24 protein-coding genes are annotated in these 20,920 nt (G+C 68.8%); 5 read left to right on the top strand and 19 right to left on the bottom strand.

All coding sequences use genetic code 11. From position 1 onward, the window contains the following. Positions 1-58: 58 nt before the first annotated feature. Positions 59-667 (bottom strand): TIGR02234 family membrane protein, encoded by a 609-nt coding sequence (locus AC5Y4C_RS17935; RefSeq protein WP_499964045.1) that lies wholly within the window; start codon positions 665-667, stop codon positions 59-61. Then, positions 664-2,136, bottom strand: a complete 1,473-nt coding sequence (locus AC5Y4C_RS17930; protein WP_499964114.1) for an anthranilate synthase component I — start codon at positions 2,134-2,136, stop codon at positions 664-666. Before AC5Y4C_RS17930 ends, AC5Y4C_RS17935 begins: the two co-directional genes overlap by 4 nt. A 209-nt stretch (positions 2,137-2,345) precedes the next feature. Between AC5Y4C_RS17930 and AC5Y4C_RS17925 the strand changes: the two genes are divergently transcribed. Continuing rightward, positions 2,346-2,807, top strand: coding sequence for a peroxiredoxin (locus AC5Y4C_RS17925; protein WP_500008506.1), 462 nt, complete (start codon positions 2,346-2,348; stop codon positions 2,805-2,807). On the opposite strand, the gene hisI is transcribed toward AC5Y4C_RS17925, so the two are convergent. The 11 genes from hisI to nadA all read right to left on the bottom strand — a co-directional run bounded on the left by hisI (position 2,804) and on the right by nadA (position 12,641). Then, a complete protein-coding gene (hisI, locus tag AC5Y4C_RS17920) occupies positions 2,804-3,157 on the bottom strand; it encodes a phosphoribosyl-AMP cyclohydrolase (RefSeq protein WP_499964047.1) in 354 nt (117 codons plus the stop codon). The two genes, AC5Y4C_RS17925 and hisI, sit on opposite strands and share 4 nt — an antisense overlap. Then, a complete protein-coding gene (hisF, locus tag AC5Y4C_RS17915; RefSeq protein WP_499964049.1) occupies positions 3,157-3,933 on the bottom strand; it encodes an imidazole glycerol phosphate synthase subunit HisF in 777 nt (258 codons plus the stop codon). Before hisF ends, hisI begins: the two co-directional genes overlap by 1 nt. Further along, complete coding sequence (locus AC5Y4C_RS17910) at positions 3,933-4,742, bottom strand: inositol monophosphatase family protein (RefSeq protein WP_499909967.1); 810 nt, start codon at positions 4,740-4,742, stop codon at positions 3,933-3,935. The genes hisF and AC5Y4C_RS17910 overlap by 1 nt, the downstream gene beginning before the upstream one ends. A 6-nt stretch (positions 4,743-4,748) precedes the next feature. Beyond that, complete coding sequence (gene priA, locus AC5Y4C_RS17905; RefSeq protein WP_499964050.1) at positions 4,749-5,486, bottom strand: bifunctional 1-(5-phosphoribosyl)-5-((5-phosphoribosylamino)methylideneamino)imidazole-4-carboxamide isomerase/phosphoribosylanthranilate isomerase PriA; 738 nt, start codon at positions 5,484-5,486, stop codon at positions 4,749-4,751. After that, the gene (gene hisH, locus AC5Y4C_RS17900) at positions 5,483-6,103 is read right to left on the bottom strand and encodes an imidazole glycerol phosphate synthase subunit HisH (RefSeq protein ID WP_499909963.1); all 621 of its coding nucleotides are present in this window, start codon (positions 6,101-6,103) and stop codon (positions 5,483-5,485) included. Before hisH ends, priA begins: the two co-directional genes overlap by 4 nt. Continuing rightward, positions 6,100-6,714, bottom strand: coding sequence for an imidazoleglycerol-phosphate dehydratase HisB (gene hisB / locus AC5Y4C_RS17895; protein WP_499909961.1), 615 nt, complete (start codon positions 6,712-6,714; stop codon positions 6,100-6,102). The genes hisH and hisB overlap by 4 nt, the downstream gene beginning before the upstream one ends. Continuing rightward, positions 6,711-7,847, bottom strand: coding sequence for a histidinol-phosphate transaminase (locus AC5Y4C_RS17890; RefSeq protein ID WP_499964052.1), 1,137 nt, complete (start codon positions 7,845-7,847; stop codon positions 6,711-6,713). The genes hisB and AC5Y4C_RS17890 overlap by 4 nt, the downstream gene beginning before the upstream one ends. Next, entirely contained in the window at positions 7,844-9,157 is a 1,314-nt protein-coding gene (gene hisD / locus AC5Y4C_RS17885) for a histidinol dehydrogenase (protein WP_499964116.1), read from the bottom strand. Before hisD ends, AC5Y4C_RS17890 begins: the two co-directional genes overlap by 4 nt. Positions 9,158-9,223: 66 nt before the next feature. Beyond that, positions 9,224-10,081 carry a carboxylating nicotinate-nucleotide diphosphorylase gene (nadC, locus tag AC5Y4C_RS17880; RefSeq protein WP_499964053.1) on the bottom strand — a complete coding sequence of 286 codons (858 nt, stop codon included), beginning with the start codon at positions 10,079-10,081 and terminating at the stop codon, positions 9,224-9,226. Then, positions 10,081-11,643, bottom strand: a complete 1,563-nt coding sequence (locus AC5Y4C_RS17875; protein ID WP_499964055.1) for an L-aspartate oxidase — start codon at positions 11,641-11,643, stop codon at positions 10,081-10,083. Before AC5Y4C_RS17875 ends, nadC begins: the two co-directional genes overlap by 1 nt. Further along, entirely contained in the window at positions 11,640-12,641 is a 1,002-nt protein-coding gene (gene nadA / locus AC5Y4C_RS17870) for a quinolinate synthase NadA (protein ID WP_499909953.1), read from the bottom strand. The genes AC5Y4C_RS17875 and nadA overlap by 4 nt, the downstream gene beginning before the upstream one ends. A gap of 46 nt (positions 12,642-12,687) precedes the next feature. Between nadA and AC5Y4C_RS17865 the strand changes: the two genes are divergently transcribed. From AC5Y4C_RS17865 to AC5Y4C_RS17855, 3 genes are all read left to right on the top strand, one after another. Beyond that, positions 12,688-13,380: an NUDIX hydrolase gene (locus AC5Y4C_RS17865; RefSeq protein ID WP_499909951.1), complete on the top strand. Its 693-nt coding sequence runs from the start codon at positions 12,688-12,690 to the stop codon at positions 13,378-13,380. An 89-nt stretch (positions 13,381-13,469) separates the two neighbouring features. Beyond that, the gene (locus AC5Y4C_RS17860) at positions 13,470-14,819 is read left to right on the top strand and encodes a lipase family protein (RefSeq protein ID WP_499909949.1); all 1,350 of its coding nucleotides are present in this window, start codon (positions 13,470-13,472) and stop codon (positions 14,817-14,819) included. Positions 14,820-14,915: 96 nt separating this feature from the next. Then, entirely contained in the window at positions 14,916-16,037 is a 1,122-nt protein-coding gene (locus tag AC5Y4C_RS17855) for an NAD(P)H-dependent flavin oxidoreductase (protein WP_499964057.1), read from the top strand. Here the strand turns inward: AC5Y4C_RS17855 and AC5Y4C_RS17850 are convergent. Genes AC5Y4C_RS17850 through bioB form a run of 3 tightly spaced genes read right to left on the bottom strand, consistent with a single transcriptional unit; the run spans position 16,014 to position 17,777 of the window. Next, positions 16,014-16,580, bottom strand: coding sequence for a DUF2567 domain-containing protein (locus AC5Y4C_RS17850; RefSeq protein ID WP_499909945.1), 567 nt, complete (start codon positions 16,578-16,580; stop codon positions 16,014-16,016). The genes AC5Y4C_RS17855 and AC5Y4C_RS17850 overlap by 24 nt on opposite strands. After that, complete coding sequence (bsaP, locus tag AC5Y4C_RS17845) at positions 16,577-16,777, bottom strand: biotin synthase auxiliary protein BsaP (protein WP_499909944.1); 201 nt, start codon at positions 16,775-16,777, stop codon at positions 16,577-16,579. The genes AC5Y4C_RS17850 and bsaP overlap by 4 nt, the downstream gene beginning before the upstream one ends. A 4-nt stretch (positions 16,778-16,781) precedes the next feature. Further along, entirely contained in the window at positions 16,782-17,777 is a 996-nt protein-coding gene (gene bioB / locus AC5Y4C_RS17840; protein ID WP_499909943.1) for a biotin synthase BioB, read from the bottom strand. A gap of 90 nt (positions 17,778-17,867) precedes the next feature. Between bioB and AC5Y4C_RS17835 the strand changes: the two genes are divergently transcribed. Beyond that, entirely contained in the window at positions 17,868-18,461 is a 594-nt protein-coding gene (locus AC5Y4C_RS17835) for a TetR family transcriptional regulator (protein WP_499909941.1), read from the top strand. A 26-nt stretch (positions 18,462-18,487) separates the two neighbouring features. On the opposite strand, the gene AC5Y4C_RS17830 is transcribed toward AC5Y4C_RS17835, so the two are convergent. The 3 genes from AC5Y4C_RS17830 to AC5Y4C_RS17820 are packed head-to-tail and all read right to left on the bottom strand — an operon-like array spanning position 18,488 to position 20,848. After that, positions 18,488-18,997, bottom strand: coding sequence for a 2'-5' RNA ligase family protein (locus tag AC5Y4C_RS17830; RefSeq protein WP_499909939.1), 510 nt, complete (start codon positions 18,995-18,997; stop codon positions 18,488-18,490). A 1-nt stretch (position 18,998) separates the two neighbouring features. After that, on the bottom strand, positions 18,999-19,679 hold the full coding sequence (bioD, locus tag AC5Y4C_RS17825; RefSeq protein WP_499964059.1) for a dethiobiotin synthase: 681 nt from the start codon (positions 19,677-19,679) through the stop codon (positions 18,999-19,001). After that, a complete protein-coding gene (locus tag AC5Y4C_RS17820; RefSeq protein ID WP_499964061.1) occupies positions 19,676-20,848 on the bottom strand; it encodes an 8-amino-7-oxononanoate synthase in 1,173 nt (390 codons plus the stop codon). The genes bioD and AC5Y4C_RS17820 overlap by 4 nt, the downstream gene beginning before the upstream one ends. Positions 20,849-20,920: the final 72 nt, after the last annotated feature.

Here is a 20,920-nt window from a genome sequence, read left to right as displayed (position 1 = left end):
CGCTACAGCCGACGTGCGATCAACATCGAAAGGGTAGCCGCCACGGGCGTGCGGCCCCTCACCGACCCTCGCTAGGCGAGTCCCGGGTCGGGTCGCCGGTCGGATCAGCGCCTTCGTCCAACGCATCCCACAACTTCCGTTCTGACATCGTCGCCGACGAGTCTCCCTGGACGGTCACGGCACGCCGTTGCGACGGCGAGGCGTATTTGTCCGCCCGAGCCGAGCCTTTCACCGCGACCCGCATCAACAACACCGCGGCCGCCAGCGTCACCACCGCCGCGACCATCGTGATCACCGCGCCCGGATACTGCCGGGAACTGCCCACCAACGAGGCGACCGGAAGATCAACCAGCCGTACGGCAGGCACCGCGACGTCGCGAATGGTCCACAGCGTGAGCGCCAGATAGGCCGCGCCCGCGCTGACCAGCGCAATCAGCACCGCCAAGATGCGCAGCGGCCATCCCCGCACCGCCAGTGCCGCGACCGCCGCTGCCAGCAACAGCACCGCGAGCGGCACCAGCGCCGGGGCCCAGGTACCGCCCGACAGCGTCGTCGTGCGGGGCTGGCCCAGCCCGTCGGACGACCTCAGCACAACCCACGGCAGACGCGAGGCAACCCAAAGGCCCGCGGCGCCAAGCACCAGGAGGAATTGCGCGAATCGGATCACGGCGACCGCAGCGTCTCGGCAGCGGCGATCGCACTCAGCACGGCCTTGGCCTTGTTTGCCGCCTCGGTGTACTCGTAGGGGCCGTTGGAGTCTGCGACGACACCTCCGCCCGCCTGCACGTACGCGGTGCCGTCGCGCATCAGCGCGGTGCGGATCGCGATCGCGAAGTCGGCGTTGCCCGCGAAGTCGAGGTAGCCGACCACGCCGCCGTAGAGCCCGCGCCGGGTCTTCTCCACCTCTTCGATCAACTCCATCGCCCGAACCTTCGGCGCGCCCGACAGCGTGCCCGCCGGAAAGCAGGCGGTGACGGCGTCCAGCGCCGTCTTGTCCTCGGCGAGTTGGCCGGTGACCGTCGACACCAGGTGCATGACGTGGCTGTACCGCTCGATGTGGCTGTAGTCGTCGACGCGAACGGTGCCGGGCACACATACGCGACCGAGGTCGTTACGGCCGAGATCGACCAGCATCAGATGTTCGGCGCGTTCCTTCTCGTCGCTCAGCAGCTCCTTCTCGAGTAGCAGATCCTCTTCTTCGGTATGGCCACGCCAGCGCGTGCCCGCGATGGGATGCGTGCTCGCCCATCCGTCCTGGACGGTGACCAGCGCCTCAGGACTGGAGCCGACGATCGAAAAGTCAAGACTGCCATCGGCTTTGGGGATATGCAGCAGATACATGTACGGGCTGGGGTTGGACACGCGCAACATGCGGTACACGTCGATCGGCTCGGCACTGGTGTCCATCTCGAAGCGCTGCGACGGCACGACCTGGAAGGCCTCCCCCGCCTCGATCTCGCCGACCAACCGCTCGACGATCGCGCAGTACTCCTCGACCGTGCGCTGGGAGCGGTGCAGCGGCTGCGGGCGGTCGAACGTCGCAACCGTCGAGGGCAGCGGCTGGCTCAGCGCCTGCGTCATCACGTCGAGCCGCTTGACGGCGTCGTCATAGGCCCAGTCCACCCGCTCGTCGGTGCCGTTCCAGTTCACCGCGTTGGCGATCAGGGTGATCGTGCCCTCGTGGTGGTCGACCGCAGCCATGTCGGTGGCCAGCAGCAACACCATGTCCGGCAACTTCAGGTCATCCTCCGTCAGCGACGGCAGCCGCTCGAGCCGGCGCACCATGTCGTAGGCGAAGAACCCCACCAGGCCGCCCGACAGCGGCGGCAAGCCGGGCAACGGCTCGCTGGCAAGCAGGTTCATCGTCGCGCGCAGCGCCTGCAACGGGTCGCCGCCGCGGGGGGCGTCCTGCGGTGTGGCCCCGATCCAGGCCGCCTCGCCGTCGTGCACGGTCAGCGCCGACGGCGCGCCCGCACCGATGAACGACCACCGCGACCACGACCGGCCGTTCTCGGCGGACTCGAGCAGGAAGGTGCCGGGCCGGTTGGCACCGAGCTTGCGATACGCGGACAGCGGCGTCTCGCTGTCGGCGAGCACCTTGCGGGTGACCGGCACGAACCGATGCTCAGCCGCCAGCGCCCGGAACTGCTCGCGCGTGGTGGTCGGCGATGAGCCGCTTGCGCGAAGAGCAGAAGACGGCGATGAGCCGCTTGCGCGAAGAGCAGAAGAAAGCGATGAGCCGCTTGCGCGAAGAGCAGAAGCTCCGGTGAGATCGGCGGTCGAGGTCACGGGTGTATCTTCCCACTTTCCGGCGGCGTGCCCGGGCGGGCGTAGCCTGTGCACTTATGAAACGTGGTGACCTGGTCGACGAGTTCGAACTGCCAGATCAGACCGGCAAGGTGCGCCAGTTCAGCGAGTTTCTGGCCGACGGCCCCGTGGTGCTGTTCTTTTATCCGGCCGCCGGAACCCCGGGCTGCACCCGTGAGGCCTGTCACTTCCGCGATCTGGCAAAGGAATTCGCCGACGTCGGTGTGTCGCGGGTGGGCATCAGCACCGATCCGGTGGACAAGCAGGCGAAATTCTCCGACAACCACCACTTCGACTTTCCGGTGCTGTCCGACGCCGACGGGACCGTCGCCGCCGAATTCGGCGTCAAGCGGGGCCTTTTGGGCAAGTTCCTGCCCGTGAAGCGGACAACGTTCGTCATCGACACCGACCGCAAAGTGCTTGACGTCATCTCGAGTGAGGTCAACATGAACACCCACGCCGATAAGGCGCTGGAGGTCTTGCGCGCGCGGAAGCGTTAGCCCGCGTCGTCGGCCAGCAAGACGTCCGCGTCGAAGCAGCTGTGGTCACCGGTGTGGCAGGCGCCGCCGACCTGGTCGACCTCCAGCAGGACGGTGTCGCCGTCACAGTCCAGTCGCACCGAGTGCACGTGCTGGGTGTGGCCAGAGGTGGCGCCCTTGACCCAGTGCTGCTGGCGCGACCGGGAGTAGTAGGTCGCCTCACGTGTCTCGAGCGTGCGGGCCAGTGCCATGTCGTCCATCCAGGCGACCATCAGCACCTTGCCGGTGCCCCGCTCCTGCGCAACGGCGGTGATCAGCCCGTTGGCGTCGCGCTTGAGCCGCGAGGCAATCGCGGAGTCCAATGCGCTCATCACCGCACCGTGATCCCTTCTGCCGCCATCGCCGCCTTGACCTCCTTGATCGAGAGCTCGCGGAAATGGAACACGCTCGCGGCGAGCACCGCGTCCGCGCCCGCCATGACCGCAGGCGCGAAATGCTCGACAGCGCCCGCTCCGCCGCTGGCGATCACTGGCACCGTGACCGCCGCGCGCACCGCGCGCAGCATCGGCAGGTCGAACCCAGCCTTGGTGCCGTCGAAGTCCATGGAGTTGAGCAATATTTCACCCACGCCGAGTTCGGCTCCGCGCACGGCCCATTCGACGGCGTCGATGCCGGTGCCGCGCCGTCCCCCGTGCGTGGTGACCTCCCATCCCGATGGCGTCGGCGGGGACCCCGCTGGCACGGTACGCGCGTCCACCGACAGCACGATGCATTGCGAGCCGAACCGCCGCGACAACTCCTCGAGCAACTCCGGGCGTGCGATCGCGGCGGTGTTCACCGACGCCTTGTCGGCGCCCGCACGCAGCAGCATGTCGACGTCGGCCACCGATCGCACTCCCCCGCCGACGGTCAGCGGGATGAACACCTGCTCGGCGGTGCGCCGGACCACGTCGAGCATCGTCGCCCGCCCCGACGACGATGCGGTGACGTCGAGGAACGTCAGCTCGTCGGCGCCTTCGGCGTCGTACACCGCGGCCAGCTCGACCGGATCGCCGGCGTCACGCAGGTTGGCGAAATTCACGCCCTTGACCACCCTGCCGCCGTCGACGTCGAGGCACGGGATGACGCGAACCGCGACGTCTCCCATCAGTAGTCCTTCGGGTCGCCGACGTCGCGCAGGATCTCCAGGATCTGCTGATGACAACGCGGCACACCCGACAGCGCCGCCTGCGATTGGATGGTCCAGTCATTGCCGGCCAGATCGGTGACGATGCCGCCGGCCGCTCGCACTAGCGCTACTCCGGCCGCGTGGTCCCAGAGGTGATCTCCGAAACTGATTGCGCCGCCGAGGATTCCGGCTGCGGTGTACGCCAGGTCGATGCCCGTGGCGCCATGGATGCGCAGCCTTGACGACACCCGGCTCAGGCTTTCCAACACTGCCAGCCGATACCGTCCCGGGAACCGGCCACGCCAGTCCACGTTGAACGTGCCGACACCGACGACAGCGTCTTCGAGGTCCGCCGGCTCCAACGGTGGCAGGTCGACGCCGTTGCAGCGCAACGGTCCTCCGACGACGCCGGTGAACCGCTCATTGGTGAACGGCAGCCACGTCAACCCTGCGACCGGCTCTCCGTCGCGGACGAGGCCCAGCAGCATCGCCGCCAGCGGCAGACCGGCCGCGTAGTTGAACGTGCCGTCAATCGGATCGAGGACCCAGAACAATGGTGAGTCGAGGTCGGCTCCGCCGAATTCCTCGCCGTGCACCTCGATGCCGGTGGCCGACGTCAATGCGTCGACCACTTGGCGCTCGATGGCCAGGTCGATCTCGGTGGCGAAGTCGTTGCCTTTCTTGCGCACGGCCGGGTCGGCGGCGTGGCCCTCGACGAACCGCTCGGCCGCTTTGTCGAGGATCTTTGCGGCCTCGGCCACCAGTGCGTTGAGGTCGTTGGTGTCCATTGCGGCCTACCGACCGACCGCTTCGAGCGCCTGCGGCAGCGTGAAACGTCCGGCGTAGAGCGCTTTTCCGACGATCGCGCCCTCGACGCCGAGGTCGGTCAGCGTCGCGATGGCGCGCAGGTCGTCGAGGCTCGACACACCGCCGGAGGCGATCACCGGAGCATCGGTGCGCTCGGCCACGCCGGCCAGCAGCTCGATGTTGGGTCCGGTCAGCGTGCCGTCTTTGGTGACGTCGGTGACCACAAACCGCGAACAGCCTTCGCGGTCAAGGCGTTCCAGCACTTCCCACAGATCGCCGCCGTCGGTTTCCCAGCCGCGTCCCCGCAGCCGGTGCTGGCCGTCGACGATCTGCACGTCGAGTCCGACGGCCACCTTGTCGCCGTACTCGGCGATCACCTTCGCGCACCACTGCGGATTCTCCAGCGCCGCTGTGCCGATATTCACACGCGCACAACCGGTTGCAAGTGCGGCCGACAGCGACGCGTCGTCGCGGATGCCGCCGGACAGTTCGACACTGACGTCGAGACGTCCGACCACTTCCGCGAGCAGTTCGCGGTTGGAGCCCCGGCCGAACGCTGCGTCCAAGTCGACCAGGTGAATCCACTCCGCACCGTCGCGCTGCCACGTCAGCGCCGCCTCCAGCGCTGAGCCGTACTCGGTTTCGCTGCCCGCCTTGCCCTGCACCAGGCGCACCGCGCGGCCGCCGACGACGTCGACTGCCGGCAGTAGGACGAGTTTCGTCATAGTGCCCGCACCCAGTTGCTCAGCAGCGCCGCGCCGGCGTCACCGCTTTTTTCGGGGTGAAACTGTGTCGCCGACAACGGCCCGTCTTCGACGGCCGCCAGGAATCGCACGTGGTGGGTGGCCCAGGTGAGCACGGCGTCGTCGTTTCCTTCCCACTGCTGCGCGGCGTACGAGTGCACGAAGTAGAACCGCGTGTCGCGGTCGAGACCGGCGAAAAGCCTGCTGCCTGGACCCGCCTCGACGGTGTTCCATCCCATGTGCGGGATCACCGGCGCGTCCAATCGCGTGACGGCGCCGGGCCACTGCCCGCAGCCACGGCTTTCCACGCCGAACTCGACGCCGCGGTCGAACAGGATCTGCATTCCCACGCACACGCCCAGTACCGGGGCTCCGGCCGAGAGCCGCTCGGCGATGATCTTGTCACCGCCGATCCCGCGCAGCCCGCTCATGCAGGCCTCGAACGCGCCGACGCCCGGCACCACGAGGCCGTCGGCGGCGGTAGCGGCGGCCGGGTCCGCGGTCACTTCGACCTCGGCGCCGACCCGTTGCAGCGCACGCTGAGCCGACCGCAGGTTGCCTGAGCCGTAGTCAAGCACCGCAACGGATTTGCTTGTCACAGTGCACCTTTCGTGGACGGCACCCCGGTGACTCGAGAGTCGCGTTCGACAGCCTGGCGCAGCGCCCGGGCCACCGCCTTATATTGGGCTTCGGTGATGTGGTGCGGATCCCGGCCGTAGAGCGTGCGCACGTGAAGGGCGATGCGCGCGTTCATGGCCAGCGACTCGAACACGTGCCGGTTCACGACGGTGTGGTAAGGCACGGTGTTGCCGGCAATCGTGAAGTGGCGCAGATGATCCGGTTCGCCGGAGTGCACGCAGTACGGCCGCCCGGAGACGTCGACCGCGGCGTGCGCCAGAGTCTCGTCCATCGGGATGAATGCGTCTCCGAACCGGCGGATACCCTTCTTGTCGCCCAGCGCTTGACCCAGCGCCTGCCCGAGCACGATCGCGGTGTCCTCGATGGTGTGGTGGCCCTCGATGTGCACGTCACCTTTGGTGCGCACGGTCAGGTCGAAGCTCGCATGGGCGCCGAGCGCGTGCAGCATGTGGTCGTAGAACGGGACGCCCGTGTCGATGTCGACCTCCCCACTGCCGTCGAGGTCCAGTTCGACCACGATGTCGGACTCCTTGGTGGAGCGCTCCACGCGGGCGCGGCGGTTCTCGGTCATGATGCTCCTAACGGTGCGGCAAGTTCGGTGGCCACCAGACGCGCACTGGATGCGAGGAACGCGTCGTTCTCGTGCGCCAGGCCGATCGTGGTGCGCAGAAAGCCTGGAATGCCGACGTCGCGGATCAACACCCCGTCGTCGAGGTAGCGACGCCAGGTGGCGGGCGCATCGGCGAACTCGCCGAACAGCACGAAGTTGGCGTCGCTGGGAATCACCCGAAACCCCATGTCCGCCAATGCCTCCGATACCCGCTCACGTTCGGCGATCAACGCAGCGACGCTGCCCAGCGTCTCGTCCGCGTGGCGTAGCGCCGCGCGCGCCGCAGCCTGAGTGAGCACCGAGAGGTGGTACGGGAGCCGCACCAGCAGCATCGCGTCGATGACGGCGGGCGCGGCGATCAGATACCCAAGACGGCCGCCGGCGAACGCGAACGCCTTGCTCATCGTGCGCGACACGACAAGCTTCGCCGGGTACTCACCGATGAGGTTGATCGCACTCGGCACCGACGAGAATTCGCCATACGCCTCGTCGAGGATCAAGATGCCGGTATCCATGGCATCGAGCAGCGCGCGCAGCTCCGCCGGTGAAACACTCTGTCCCGACGGGTTGTTGGGGCTCGCAACGAACACCACGTCCGGGCGGTGCTCGGCGATTGCGGCGACGGCGGTATCGGTGTCGAGCCGGAAGTCGTCGGCGCGATACGCCTCCAGCCAACGGGTCTGGGTGCCGCCCGAGATGATCGGGTGCATCGAGTACGACGGCACGAAGCCCAGCGCGCTGCGACCGGGCCCGGCGAACGCCTGCAGCAACTGTTGCAGCACCTCGTTGGAACCATTTGCCGCCCAGAGGTTCTCGACGCCGACGGGCACGCCGGTTTGGCGTGCCAGGTAGGCCGCGAGGTCGGCACGCAGCGCAACCGCGTCGCGGTCGGGATAGCGGTGCAAGGTGACCGCCGCCTCGCGGACCGCCCGGGCGACGTCGTCGACGAGCGCAGGTGTGGGCGGGTGCGGGTTCTCGTTGGTGTTCAGCCGCACTGGCACGTCGAGTTGCGGTGCACCATAGGGCGTCTTGCCGCGCAGATCGTCGCGCAACGGCAGGTCGTCGAGGGTGACGTCTTGCCCCGGAACGCTCACCGCTCGAACCTCCGGCGCACCGCTTCGCCGTGAGCAGGCAAGTCCTCGGCCTTGGCCAGCGTGATCACATGGCCGGACACGTCTTTGAGCGCGGCTTCGTCGTACTCGACGACGTGAATGCCGCGCAGGAACGTCTGCACGGAAAGGCCACTGGAGTGGCGCGCGCACCCGGCGGTCGGCAGCACGTGGTTGCTGCCCGCGCAGTAGTCGCCGAGGCTCACCGGCGAGTAGGGGCCGACGAAAATCGCACCTGCCGAACGGATGCGGCTCGCGACCGTGGGCGCGTCGGCCGTCTGGATCTCCAAGTGTTCGGCGGCATAGGAATTGACCACCCGCACTCCGGCGTCGATGTCGTCGACGAGCACGATCGCCGATTGCCGGCCGGTCAGCGCAGCAGTGACCCGCTCGCGGTGCACCGTCGATTCCACTTGCGCGGCAAGCTCTTTGGAGGCTGCATCGGCCAGGTCGGCGCTGGGTGTCACCAGGACACTGGCCGCCATCTCGTCATGCTCGGCCTGGCTGATCAGGTCGGCGGCGACGTGCGCGGGATCCGCGGTGTGGTCGGCGAGGATCGCGATCTCGGTGGGCCCGGCTTCGGCGTCGATGCCGACGTGGCTGCGGCAGATCCGCTTCGCGGCGGTGACATAGATGTTTCCCGGGCCGGTGATCATGTCGACCGGTTCCAGTTCCGCGCCGCCGGTGTCGGTGCCGCCGTAGGCCAGCAGCGCAACGCCCTGCGCACCGCCGATCGCCCACACCTCGTCGACGCCCAGCAGCCGCGCGGCGGCCAGGATCGTCGGATGCGGTAGACCGCCGAATCGGGCCTGCGGCGGACTGGCGATCACCAGAGACTCGACACCCGCGGTTTGCGCGGGCACGACATTCATCACCACGCTCGACGGGTAGACCGCATTGCCGCCGGGCACGTACAGCCCGACCCGCGCGACCGGGACCCAGCGCTCGGTGACCGTCGCACCTGGTCCGAGCGTGGTCGTGGTGTCGGTGCGGCGCTGATCGGCGTGCACGGTCCTGGCCCGCTGGATGGCAACTTCGAGCGCCGCCCGCACATCGGGCGTCAACTCGGCGAGCGCATCGTCGAGCCGGCCGACGGGCACCCGCACGGTTGCCGGCCGGACACCGTCGAACGTCTCGCTGTAATCGAGCGCGGCCTCCACCCCGCGCTGTGCCACGTCGTCGACGACCGGGCGCACGACGGGCAGCACCGTGTCGACGTCCACGCCGCCGCGGGGCAGCGCAGCACGCAACTGCGCAGCGCTGAGCGTGCGGTTGCGCAGGTCGATCCGGGCCATCTCGAAGGTGGGCATTACGTCGATTGTCCCCGATCGACGCACCCGAAGAAAAATTGATTGAACCGGCTAGAAGTCCAGGCCGATGTCGAGCACGCGCACGGAATGGGTGAGCGCGCCGACGGCCAGGTAGTCGACGCCCGTTGACGCGTAGGCGTGGGCGTTTTCGAGTGACAGGCCACCCGAGGCCTCCAGTTTCACGCCCGGAGCGCGCGCGTTACGCCGCTGCACCGCCATCTGCGCCTGCCACACCGGGAAGTTGTCCAGCAACACCAGCTCCACCGGCTCGGCCAGCACCTCGTCGAGCTGCTCGAGCGAATCGACCTCTACCTCGCACGGCAGCCCGGGTGCCGCAGCGCTGACCGCCCGCAACGCGGCAACCACCGAACCCGCAGCAGCGACGTGATTGTCCTTGATCAACGCGGCGTCGCCCAGGCCCATCCGGTGGTTTTGACCGCCGCCGACGCGCACCGCGTACTTCTGCAGCGCACGCAAACCGGGCAGTGTCTTGCGGGTGTCACGCACGACTGCGCGTGTGCCGGCGACCGCGTCCACCCACTGCCGCGTGGTCGTTGCGATCCCGGACAGGTGACACACCAAGTTCAACAGCGTGCGCTCGGCGGTCAGCAGCTTCCGTGTCGGTGCTTGCACCCGCAGCACCGCGGCGCCCGCGCCGACGTGTTCGCCGTCGGCGACGCGGTCGAGCACGCGGTAGCCGCCCATACCCAGCACCTCGTCAAGCACCAGCAGCGCGACGTCGCACCCGGCGACGACACCCGGTTCACGCGTGACCAGGGCCGCGGTGGCGGTGGCGTCTGCGGGCACGGTGGCCTCCGTGGTGACGTCCGGCCCGTACCGCAGGTCTTCGTCGAGCGCTCGTCGGATCACCGCACGAGCGTCGACGACCTCGTGTTCGCTCAGCCGCATCAGTGACAGGCACCCACGGGCTCAGGCGCGCGGGCGACGACGTGCCCATCGCACGACAACCGCACTCGGATGCCATGTGCTTGCCCGCCGTCGGTGTCGGGATGGTCGGCGCGGTGGTGGCACCCGCGTGTCTCGGCTCGCGCCAGAGCGGCCGCGGCGACCGCGCGGGCCGTCGTCGTCAGTGCGGCGTCTTCGATGTCGGCCCGTGTCCGCATCACGCGACGCGGCGCGGCGTCCAGCTGCTGCTGCAGCAGATGCAGCCCGTCGGCGTCACGCACCACCGACGCGTGCCCGGACATCAGGGCTTGCAGCTCGCGGCGCGGCATCGCGGCGCGGGTGCCAAGGTCGGGTGGCTCGGCGACGACGGGCCCTCGGGCTACCGCGTGCTCGGCGGCCGCCCGGCCGGCGCGGCCGCCGACCACCAATCCCTCGAGCAGGCTGTTGGAGGCCAGTCGATTCGCCCCGTGCATGCCTGTGCGCGCGACCTCGCCGGCTGCGAACAGTCCCGGAAGCTCTGTGCGGCCGTGGACGTCGACGATCACACCGCCGCAGCTGTAATGCGCGCCCGGGGCAACGGGAATCAGGTCGCGTGCCGGGTCGACTCCCGCGGCGCGGCAGGCCGCGGTGACGGTTGGGAACCGGGCTGCGACATCGGCTACCGCCCGGGCGTCGAGGTAGACGCACGCATCGCCGGTCTCGCGCAGCCGCGCGTCGATGGCACCGGCCACCACGTCGCGTGGGGCGAGATCGCCCATCGGGTGCACTCCTGCAGCCACGGAGTTTCCCTGTGCGTCAACGAGTTTCGCGCCTTCGCCGCGCAGCGCTTCGGTGATCAGCGGTCGGCGTCCCGCGACGCGCGCGTCGTAGAGCATGGTCGGGTGGAACTGGATGAACTCGATGTCGCTCACGGCCACACCGGCCGTCAGCGCCAGCGCGACTCCGTCGCCCGTGGAACCCTCTGGGTTCGTGGTGGTTCGGTAAAGGTGCCCGAGGCCGCCGGTGGCCAGAATCACCGCCGGCGTGTGCACGATCCCAGCGCCGTCTTCGTTGATGACCTCGACGCCGGTGATGCCGTCGCCGTCGTGAATCAGCTGGCGCGCAACGTGATTGTGGCGGATGTCGAGCAGCGTGGCGGCATGGTCCAAGGCGCGCTGCACCTCGGCACCGGTTGCGTCGCCGCCGGCGTGAATGATCCGGCGCCGAGAGTGGCCGCCTTCGCGGGTCAGATGCCAGCGGCCCGGTTCAGCCTCGTCGAACCGCGCACCGGCAGAGACCAATTCGGCTACTGCGCGATACCCGTCGGCGACGATCGAGCGCACCGCGTCGGGGTCGCACATCCCGGCGCCCGCGGCAAGCGTGTCGGCGACGTGCGCATCGACCGAGTCGTCGGTGCGCGGCAGCACCACCGCGATGCCGCCCTGCGCGTAAAACGTTGCGGTGTCGGAGGTTTTGCTCAGCACTATCACCCGGCTGCCGCGTCGGTGGGCGGCCAGCGCGGCGGCCAGACCCGCCACCCCGGTGCCGATCACCACCACGTCGGCACGGGCGTGCCAGCGGGTCATTCGCCGCCGCCCGGCTGGCCGATCTCGATCATCCGCTGCACGCTGCGCCGGGCCAGCCGTGCGGTCTCGGGATCGACGTCGACTTCGTCGGCGCCTTCGACCAGGCACCGCAGCAGCGCGGCCGGCGTGATCATCTTCATGTATTTGCACGACGCCCGGTCGTTGACCGCGCGGAAATCGACTTCTGGTGCGGCCCTGCGCAATTGGTGAAGCATGCCGATTTCGGTGGCGACCAGGACCTCGCGGGCCCGGCTGTTACGCGCGGCCTCGAGCATGCCGCCCGTCGACAAAATCTTGACCCGGTCGGCCGGGACGGCGCCCTCACCGGCCAGGTACAGCGCCGACGTGGCGCAGCCGCACTCTGGATGCACGTACAGTTCGGCGTCCGGATGTGAGCGCGCCTGCGCTGCGAGTTCGTCGCCGTTGATGCCGGCGTGCACGTGGCACTCGCCGGCCCAGATGTGCAGGTTTTTACGCCCCGTCACCCGCCGGACATGCGCTCCGAGGAACTGGTCGGGGCAGAACAGCACCTCGCGGTCATCGGGGATGGACGCCACGACGTCCACGGCGTTGGCCGACGTGCAGCAGATGTCGGTGAGCGCTTTGACCGCTGCGGTGGTGTTGACGTACGAGACCACGACGGCGTCCGGGTGTTCGGCTTTCCAGGCCGCGAGCTCGTCGGCGGTGATCGAGTCGGCCAGCGAGCAGCCGGCCCGCTGGTCCGGAATCAACACGGTCTTGTCGGGGCTGAGGATCTTGGCGGTCTCAGCCATGAAGTGCACGCCGCAGAACACGATCGTCTGCTCGGGCGCCTCTGCCGCGATGCGCGACAGTGCCAGTGAGTCGCCGACATGGTCCGCAACGTCCTGGATCGCCGGGATCTGATAGTTGTGCGCCAGCAGCGTCGCGTTGCGCTGCTCGGCGAGTCGGCGGACCTCTGCGGCCCATGCGGCGTCAGGTTCGACGCCTGTGTAGACGCCGTCGTCGAGGACCGTCATCGCCGTCTCCTTCAGCCCGATCGGTTTTCGACTTACAATCGAAAACATGGCTCATACTAGCACCGAGCACGAGGTGCTCGCCGTCGTGTTCCAGGTTCGCCAGTTGGGCACACCGAAACCGCAGCTCAGTGTCCTGCTGTGGGAGCGCGCAATGAATCCGCAGCGCGGCGCGTGGGCGCTGCCCGGCGGAAAGCTGCGCAACGACGAGGACATGACCAGTTCGATTCGTCGTCAACTGGCCGAGAAAGTCGACGTGCGTGAGATAGCTCACTTGGAGCAGCTGGCTGTGTTCTCCGATCCCGCCCGGGTGCCCGGCACCCGCACCATCGCCTCGACGTTTCTGGGCCTGGTGCCCTCCCCCGCGACGCCGGCGCTACCCCCGGACACCCGCTGGCATCCGGTCGACGGGCTGCCGCCGATGGCTTTCGACCACGGGCCGATGGTCACCCACGCGCACAGCCGGCTGGTGGCCAAGCTGTCTTACACGAACATCGGATTCGCGCTTGCGCCAACGGAATTCGCGCTCTCAACGCTGCGCGACATTTACAGTGCCGCGCTGGGGTATCAGGTGGACGCCACCAACCTGCAAAGGGTGCTCGCGCGGCGCAACGTCATCACCCGGACCGGCACGATTGCCCGCAGCGGCCGCAGCGGCGGGCGCCCCGCCGCGTTGTACCGGTTCACCGATGCCCAATATCGGGTCACCGACGAATTCGCCGCGCTGCGACCGCCCGGGTAACGGGGCGCTAACAGCACCGCAACCCGACTGGATTCTTAACGCTCTCTTAAAGTAACCTGCCGGTTGGTTGATCACGAAGGAGTGTTCACATGGATCCTGCCGGCCTGGCCCACGCGGCCCGTGCTGAGTGGATCGGCGCGGTACCGCACGAAGAGCTGCGGCGGGGCCGGCCGGTATTGCCCGAGAACGACCCGTTCTACGAACCCCCGCCAGGCTTCGAGCACGCCGATCCCGGCACCGTGCTGCGCAGTCGTGACGTGGAGCTGGGCTTTTTAGGGGTCGTCCGGCAAAAGTTCCACGCGACCCAACTGTTGTACCGCAGCAGCGATCGCAACGGCCTGCCAGAAGCCGCAGTGACGACGGTGTTGGTGCCCACCGAGCGTGGGCCGGAGAGAGTCTGCCCGCTGGTGTCCTACCAGTGCGCGATCGACGCGGTCACGTCCCGATGCTTCCCGTCGTATGCGATGCGGCGTGGGGCGTTCGCGCCCGGCGCGCTGGCGCAGTTCGAATTCCTGCTGATCGCCGCCGCGCTCGCCGAAGGCTGGGCGGTGTCGGTGCCCGACCACGAGGGCACCCGCGGCATGTGGGGCGCGCCCTACGAGCCGGGATACCGGATCCTCGACGGGTTGCGCGCAGCAACAAGCTGTGAGCGTCTGGGCATCTCGGCCGACTCCCCTATCGGCCTGTGGGGCTATTCCGGTGGCGGACTCGCCACCGCGTGGGCCGTGGAGACCTGCGCGGACTACGCGCCCGAGCTCAACATCGTGGGCGCGGTGCTCGGCTCGCCCGTGGGTGATCTGGGGAACGCGTTCAAGCGGCTCAACGGCTCCATCTGGGCGGGTCTGCCGACCATGGTGATCGCCGCGCTGTGGCACATCTATCCCGAACTGCAGCGGGTCATCGATCGGCATGCCACCGACGAGGGCCGCGCGCTGCTGAAGTCGGCGGAGAAGATGACGACGGCCATCGCGGTGCTTCGGCTGATGCGCAAGGACATCGACCACTATGTCGATCGTCCGCTCGAGGACATCTTGGCCGAGCCGGATCTTCAATACGTGTTCGACGACATCAAACTCGGCACGGCCGCACCCAGCCGGCCGGTGCTGATCGTTCAGGCCGTACACGACAAGATCGTGTCCGTCGACGACATCGACGAACTCACCGAGAGCTACCGCGCCGGCGGCGCCCCGGTGACCTACCACCGGGACATGTTCAGCGAGCACATGCTGCTGCATCCGATGTCGGCGCCGATGACGCTGCGCTGGCTGCGCGACCGATTCGCCGGCCGGCCACTCGCCGAGCACCTGGTGCGCACCACGTGGCCGACGATGTTCAACCCGTCCACCTACACGGGCATGCTGAAGCTTTTGACCATTGCCGGCCGGGTGATGACGGGCCGGAAACTGCGGCGTAAGCCGCTGTCATATTCAGACGCCTGACGCGGCGCGACCCGTCGCCGTCGAACGTCGAGTTGTGACACGGTTGTTCGTGGCGAACCGTGCATCAAGTCCACGCTGGCGGGACGAGGAGTGGCCATGAGAACAGCGATCTGCGACATGCTGGACATCGACATTCCGCTGCTTGCGTTCAGCCACTGCCGCGACGTGGTCGCTGCGGTGACCAACGCCGGCGGGTTCGGCGTGCTGGGTGCCGTGACGCTCACCCCCGAGCAGCTGGAGCAGGAGCTGCGCTGGATCGAAGCGGAAGTCAGGGGCAAGCCGTTCGGCGTCGACCTGATCGTCCCCGAGACGTCGGTGGGCAAGGGACAGCGGCTGACCGCTGAACAGTTCGCGGAGATGATTCCCGCCGAGCACCGCGCGTACGTCGACGCGCTGTTGGCCGAGCACGGCCTTCCGCCGATGGCGACCACCAAGACACCGCGGGTGGCGACCACCGACGACGCGAGCGAAAGCTTGATGGAGGTCGCGTTCAAGCACCCGATCAAGCTGATCGCCAACGCGTTGGGCCGCCCGCCGCAGTCGATGCTCGACGCCGCCAAGGCCCACGGTGTGCCCGTCGCCGCGCTGGCAGGTGCCAAAGAGCATGCGGTCAAACACGTCAACGCCGGCGTCGACGTGATCGTCGCCGCGGGTACCGAGGCCGGCGGCCATTGCGGCGAGGTGACGACGATGGTGCTGGTGCCCGAAGTCATCGAGGCCATCGCACCGCTACGGCCGGTGCCTGTGCTCGCCGCGGGCGGCATCGTGACCGGCCGGCAGATGGCCGCCGCGGTGGCGATGGGCGCCGCCGGTGCGTGGACCGGATCGGTCTGGCTCACAACCGAAGAAGCCGAAACCGCGCCCTACACCAAACAGCGGATGCTGACCGCGACGTCGCGCGACACCGTCCGCTCGACATGCCGGACCGGCAAGCCGACGCGGCAACTGAAGTCGGACTGGACCGAGGCGTGGGAATCCGGGCGGGGCCCCAAGCCGCTGCCGATGCCGTTGCAGTCGATCATCAGCGAGCCGGTGCTTCGGCGCATCGACACGCTCGCAGCCAAGGGCGACGAAGGCGCCCGCGCGCTGGCCACCTACTGGGTGGGTCAGGGCGTCGGGCTGATGAACTCCGTCAAACCCGCGCGGCAGGTGGTCTACGAGTTCGCACAGGACTATCTCGCGGCCGCCGAGCGCCTACAGAACAGCCTCGGAGACTGAGGATGTCACGGCTTCCGGCGCCACGCCCAGATCGTCGTGGGCCGATGCGGCTGCCATGACGGCGTAGGTCAACGCCCCCGACGCCGCGGGCAACAGCAGGCTCGTCAGGATCTGCAGCGGGCTGTGCCCGAAGAACACCGCCGGCGCCTCGGTGACGTAGTGGATCTTGTGGTCCCGTGGGGTGGCGTCGATGTCGACGTGCCCGTAGCGAATCCGAGCCAGCCAGGCACCGACTCCGGCCGCTGCGGCTGCCGCGGCGACTCCGCCCGCCGTGACGCCGATGACCATCTCCGGTCCGCGGGTTCGTCGCCACTGCCAGGCCAGCACCGCGCTGATCACCGCGAGCCCCACCAACAGCCCGGCCATCATCACCGCGGCGTCGAAGTAGTGGTCGGCCTCGTGACCGAGGTACTGCTGAACCGGGTCGCCGGACTTGGTCACCGCGACCGCGCTGCGGATCGACGGCGCGAGCCACGCCCACAGCGCGCCCGCCCCCGCGCCCGCGACGGCCATGCCTGCGGCGAAGGCCAGGGCCGGTCTCACCGGGCGGTCTCCACGTCCTTGGAATCCGTGACCCCGTGCCGTGAGCAGCGGGCCGACCAGCCGTCAGGACGCACCTGCACGGTCATCCGCCGGCCGCACTCGCCGCAGTAACGCGGCGGCTCCAGCCCCAGCTGCGCAGCCGTGGGCACCGCCGTGCCGGCCGGTTCGCCGGTGTAGACGTTGAACTTGCCCTGCATGACGTCACAGCGTCGCGTTCAAGGCCTTGATCGGCATTTGCAGATCCGTGAGCAGATCCAAGTCGGCCTCCGCCGGACGGCCCAGCGTGGTGAGGTAGTTGCCGACGATCACCGCGTTGATGCCGCCCAGGATCCCCTGCTTGGCGCCGAGGTCGCCGAGCGTGATCTCGCGGCCGCCGGCGAAGCGAAGCATGGTCCGCGGTAGCGCGAGACGGAACGCGGCGACAGCCTTGAGCGCCTCTGTGGCGGGCAGCACCTCGAGGTCGCCGAACGGCGTGCCGGGCCGCGGGTTGAGGAAGTTCAGCGGAACCTCGTCGGGCTCCAATTCCGCTAGCTGGCAAGCGAATTCGGCCCGCTGCTCGAGCGTCTCGCCCATCCCGAGAATTCCGCCGCAGCACACCTCCATGCCGGCGTCGCGCACCATCTGCAGCGTCTGCCAGCGTTCTTCCCAGGTGTGGGTGGTGACAACGTTGGTGAAGTAGGACCGTGCGGTCTCCAGATTGTGGTTGTAGCGGTGCACGCCCATCGCGGAGAGCTGGTCGACCTGCTCTTGGGTCAGCATGCCCAGGGAGCAGGCGATCTGGATGTCGACCTCGTTGCGGATCGCCTCGATGCCGGCGGCCACCTGTGCCAGCAGCCGCTCGTCGGGTCCGCGCACGGCCGCGACGATGCAGAACTCGGTGGCGCCTGTTTTCGCCGTCTGCTTGGCAGCCTCGACCAGGCTCGGGATGTCCAGCCATGCGCTGCGGACCGGCGAGCTGAACAACCCGGACTGCGAACAGAAGTGGCAGTCTTCGGGACAGCCGCCGGTCTTGAGGCTGATGATGCCCTCGACCTCCACCTCGGGACCGCACCAACGCATCCGCACCTCGTGCGCCAGCGCCAGCAGTTCGTCGAGCCGGTCGTCGTCGAGTCGCAGCACTGCAAGCACCTGATCCTGTGTCAGGCCCTCACCACGCTCGAGCACCTGCTCGCGGGCCTCGGCCAGGATGTCGATCATGTAGGCCTCCTCGTGCCTCTGCTCGTCACGCCGCCAGTTGAACACGTCGGCGGGCCGACAATTGAACGGTGTTCAGGTTAGGGTACGTGGGTGCAGCTGCGCAAAAGCGACGTGGTCGACGCCGCGACCGCTCTCCTCGATAGCTACGGCATCGCCGACCTGACCATGCGCCGGCTGGCCCGCGAACTCGACGTCACGCCTGGAGCTCTGTACTGGCACTTTCCTAGCAAGCAGGCGCTTCTGGGTGCGGTCGCCGACCGGATCTTGCTGCCTGTCGGCGACGTTGCCGGCAGCTGGCGCGAGCGCGTGGCCGGGGTCTGTGGACAGTTGCGTGAGGCGCTGCTTTCCCACACCGATGGGGCGGAGCTCGTGTCGGCCAGCTTCGCCGCCGGTCAATCTGCGGCGATGACCTCTGTCGTGATGCGCCTGACGTGCGCTGCTGCCGAGGCCGGGGTCCCACCGGGCCAAGCCGAGCTGGCGGCCCGCACCGCCGTGTACTACGTGTTGGGCTTCACCGCCGACGAGCAGTCCCGGCTGCAGTGGGACGCCGCCGGTGCGTTGCCCGAGACACAATCGGTGTTGACGACGGATCCGAGCGCCCGGTTCGCGTTCGGGTTGCGGCTGCTGGTCGACGGAATGGCGGCTTGCGCCGAGGCGGTAACTGCCGCGGAGAATGTGGAGTAAGAGCCACGCGGAATACCGTTTCGGCGTCAAGTGATGAGGTGCTCGACGCGCTTGTTGCCGTCCCAGTGCCGTAGCCCGACGAACTGCCCGCTGATGTCCCGAGTCATCGTGCGCATGGCCAGCGCCTCGGCCAGCTGCGACGCCTCCACGCGCCGCGCCAGTGTGGTGTGCGGACTCCATTGGCCTACAACGGTATTCGGTGCGGGACCGGGCTCCAGGTACGGCGAGCAGATCTGCACCACGTCGGCATGGGCCGCCAGCAGCTGCACCGAGGGCACCACCTGACGCACCAGGACGAACGGCGAGCGCCCGAACACCATCGGCGCACCGATCAGGCAGTCCAGCGGCAGCCGTTGCAGCACCTGCCGGAGCGGTTCGTCGGCCCCAGCCGAAATACCGTCCGCCACAAGCAATGTCACATGTGGCCTGCTGGTCGAGGCCGGGGTCCGCAAGCCGACGTCGGCCAGCGCCGCCCACACCCGCCGGATCGCCGCCTCGGTGTCCTGGTCGAACAGCAGCTCGAGCGAGTGCACCATGTCAGCCGGCCAGCTCCGCCAACCAGTCGCTGTCGAGCGCCGACGCGCTCATCTGCTCGAACTCCTGCGGGGACAGCCGAGCGGCGCCCGCCGGCAGCACCGCACGCAGCGGCGCCATCTTCGCCAATGCCTCGCGGTTGCCGAGTTCGACGGGTCCCGGCTCCGCGGGCCACGCGCCGATGATCAACCCGGCGCACGAAACCCCCTGCGCCTCAAGGGCTTCCAGAGTCAGCGCGGTGTGGTTCAGCGTACCCAATGCGGCCCTGACGACGACGAGCACGGAACCGTGCGAATCCCGGGCCAGATCCCGCAGCGTGGCGCCGTCCTCCCCCAACTGGACCAACAGCCCGCCGGCGCCCTCGACCAGCGTGAGCTGGTGGCTGTGGTCGACGACGCGCAGGAACACGTCCAACTCGACGCGGTTGGGCAGCGCAAGACCCGCCCGTTGCGCTGCGGCAGCCGGCGCCAGCGCCTCGGGGTAGCGCCACGACCCGAACGTCTTCTCGACGCCCGACAGCCGGGCGACCTCCGCGAGGTCGTCGTCGCCGTCGATGGTGCCGGTCTGCACCGGCTTGCACACCGCCACGTCGATGCCCGCCAGCCGGGCACGGCATGCCAGCGCGGCGGTCGCGACAGTCTTGCCGACGCCCGTGTCGGTGCCTGTGACGAAGAGGTGGCTCACGCGCGTGTCGAGCGGCTGCGAGCCGCACCGAGCACTTCTGCCAGCACACGGCGCGCGGTGTCGAGTTCGTCACCGGAGAGCGACGCCCTGGCTGTCAGCCGCAGCCGCGACGTGCCCGCCGGCACCGACGGCGGCCGGAAGCAGCCGACCCGCACGCCGCGTTCGAGGCATGCTGCGGCCGCGGCCACGGCCACCTCCGGCGCGCCGAGTATCACCGACACCACGGCGGATTCCGGCCGCTCAGCCACCCCGCAGGTCTCGGCTAGCAGCGCCGCGGTGTGCAGCACCTCCCGCGGCCGCTGCGGCTCGGCGATCAGCACGCGAAGCGCCGCCAGCGCCGCACCGAGGGCGGCGGGCGCCAGTCCGGTGTCGAAGATCATCGGCCGGGCCGCGTCGATCAAATGGTTGCGGACCGCGACGGGGCCGAGCACGACGCCGCCCTGGCTGCCCAGCGCCTTCGACATCGTCGTCGTCATCACCACGTCAGGGGCGCCGGCCAGGCCGACCTCGTGCAGCAGGCCACGGCCGCCGTCGCCGCGTACGCCAAGCCCGTGCGCCTCGTCGACGATCAGCAACGCGCCGTGGCGTCGGCACACCTCGTGCAACGACAACAGCGGCGCCAGCGCGCCGTCGGCGGAGAACACCGAGTCGGTGATCACTACCGCGCGTTCTTCGGTTCGTGAGGCCAGTGCGGCGTCGACTGCGTCGACGTCGCGGTGCGCGCTCACCACCACGCGCGCCCGCGACAGCCGGCACGCGTCCACCAGAGAGGCGTGGCTGTGCGCATCCGACACCACCAGCGAGCCGGGGCCGGACAGCGCGACCACCGCCGCGAGGTTCGCCGTGTATCCCGACGAGAACACCAAAGCCGAAGCGGCGCCGACGAATTCGGCGATCGCGGTCTCGAACTCCTCGTGCAGCTCGGTGTTGCCAGTGACCAGCCGCGAGCCGGTGGACCCCGCGCCCCAGGTGCGCAGCGCCTGCACACCCGCGTCGATCACCGCGGGGTGTTGCGACAGACCCAGATAGTCGTTGGAGGCCAGGTCCACCTCGGCGCCCACCGGTGAGCGGCGGCGAAGCGACCGTCGCAGCCCCGCGCTGCGGCGTTGCGCTTCGACCTCGTCGAGCCACGCCAGCGGCGATATTTCGGTGCGGTTCAGCGGCGTCATCCCGACTTACCCTAAGCCAGCCCCGCGCACCCCAGCGTCCTGCTCCCCGTCAGCAAACATTGACGGGTTCGA

The sequence above is a fragment of the Mycobacterium sp. NGS35 genome (assembly GCF_059812855.1).
The sequence above is the reverse complement of the archived record's forward strand: the minus strand, read 5'-3'. Positions and strand labels throughout refer to the sequence as shown.

Bases quoted from the DNA above. Each gene is read 5' to 3' on its own strand.
- AC5Y4C_RS17925 (WP_500008506.1), top strand. From the start codon at position 2,346: ATGAAACGTGGTGACCTGGTCGACGAGTTCGAACTGCCAGATCAGACC.
- hisI (WP_499964047.1), bottom strand. From the start codon at position 3,157: ATGAGCGCATTGGACTCCGCGATTGCCTCGCGGCTCAAGCGCGACGCC.
- hisF (WP_499964049.1), bottom strand. From the start codon at position 3,933: ATGGGAGACGTCGCGGTTCGCGTCATCCCGTGCCTCGACGTCGACGGC.
- AC5Y4C_RS17910 (WP_499909967.1), bottom strand. From the start codon at position 4,742: ATGGACACCAACGACCTCAACGCACTGGTGGCCGAGGCCGCAAAGATC.
- priA (WP_499964050.1), bottom strand. From the start codon at position 5,486: ATGACGAAACTCGTCCTACTGCCGGCAGTCGACGTCGTCGGCGGCCGC.
- hisB (WP_499909961.1), bottom strand. From the start codon at position 6,714: ATGACCGAGAACCGCCGCGCCCGCGTGGAGCGCTCCACCAAGGAGTCC.
- hisD (WP_499964116.1), bottom strand. From the start codon at position 9,157: ATGGCCCGGATCGACCTGCGCAACCGCACGCTCAGCGCTGCGCAGTTG.
- nadC (WP_499964053.1), bottom strand. From the start codon at position 10,081: ATGCGGCTGAGCGAACACGAGGTCGTCGACGCTCGTGCGGTGATCCGA.
- AC5Y4C_RS17875 (WP_499964055.1), bottom strand. From the start codon at position 11,643: ATGACCCGCTGGCACGCCCGTGCCGACGTGGTGGTGATCGGCACCGGG.
- nadA (WP_499909953.1), bottom strand. From the start codon at position 12,641: ATGACGGTCCTCGACGACGGCGTCTACACAGGCGTCGAACCTGACGCC.
- AC5Y4C_RS17865 (WP_499909951.1), top strand. From the start codon at position 12,688: ATGGCTCATACTAGCACCGAGCACGAGGTGCTCGCCGTCGTGTTCCAG.
- AC5Y4C_RS17860 (WP_499909949.1), top strand. From the start codon at position 13,470: ATGGATCCTGCCGGCCTGGCCCACGCGGCCCGTGCTGAGTGGATCGGC.
- AC5Y4C_RS17855 (WP_499964057.1), top strand. From the start codon at position 14,916: ATGAGAACAGCGATCTGCGACATGCTGGACATCGACATTCCGCTGCTT.
- bsaP (WP_499909944.1), bottom strand. From the start codon at position 16,777: ATGCAGGGCAAGTTCAACGTCTACACCGGCGAACCGGCCGGCACGGCG.
- bioB (WP_499909943.1), bottom strand. From the start codon at position 17,777: ATGATCGACATCCTGGCCGAGGCCCGCGAGCAGGTGCTCGAGCGTGGT.
- AC5Y4C_RS17830 (WP_499909939.1), bottom strand. From the start codon at position 18,997: ATGGTGCACTCGCTCGAGCTGCTGTTCGACCAGGACACCGAGGCGGCG.
- AC5Y4C_RS17820 (WP_499964061.1), bottom strand. From the start codon at position 20,848: ATGACGCCGCTGAACCGCACCGAAATATCGCCGCTGGCGTGGCTCGAC.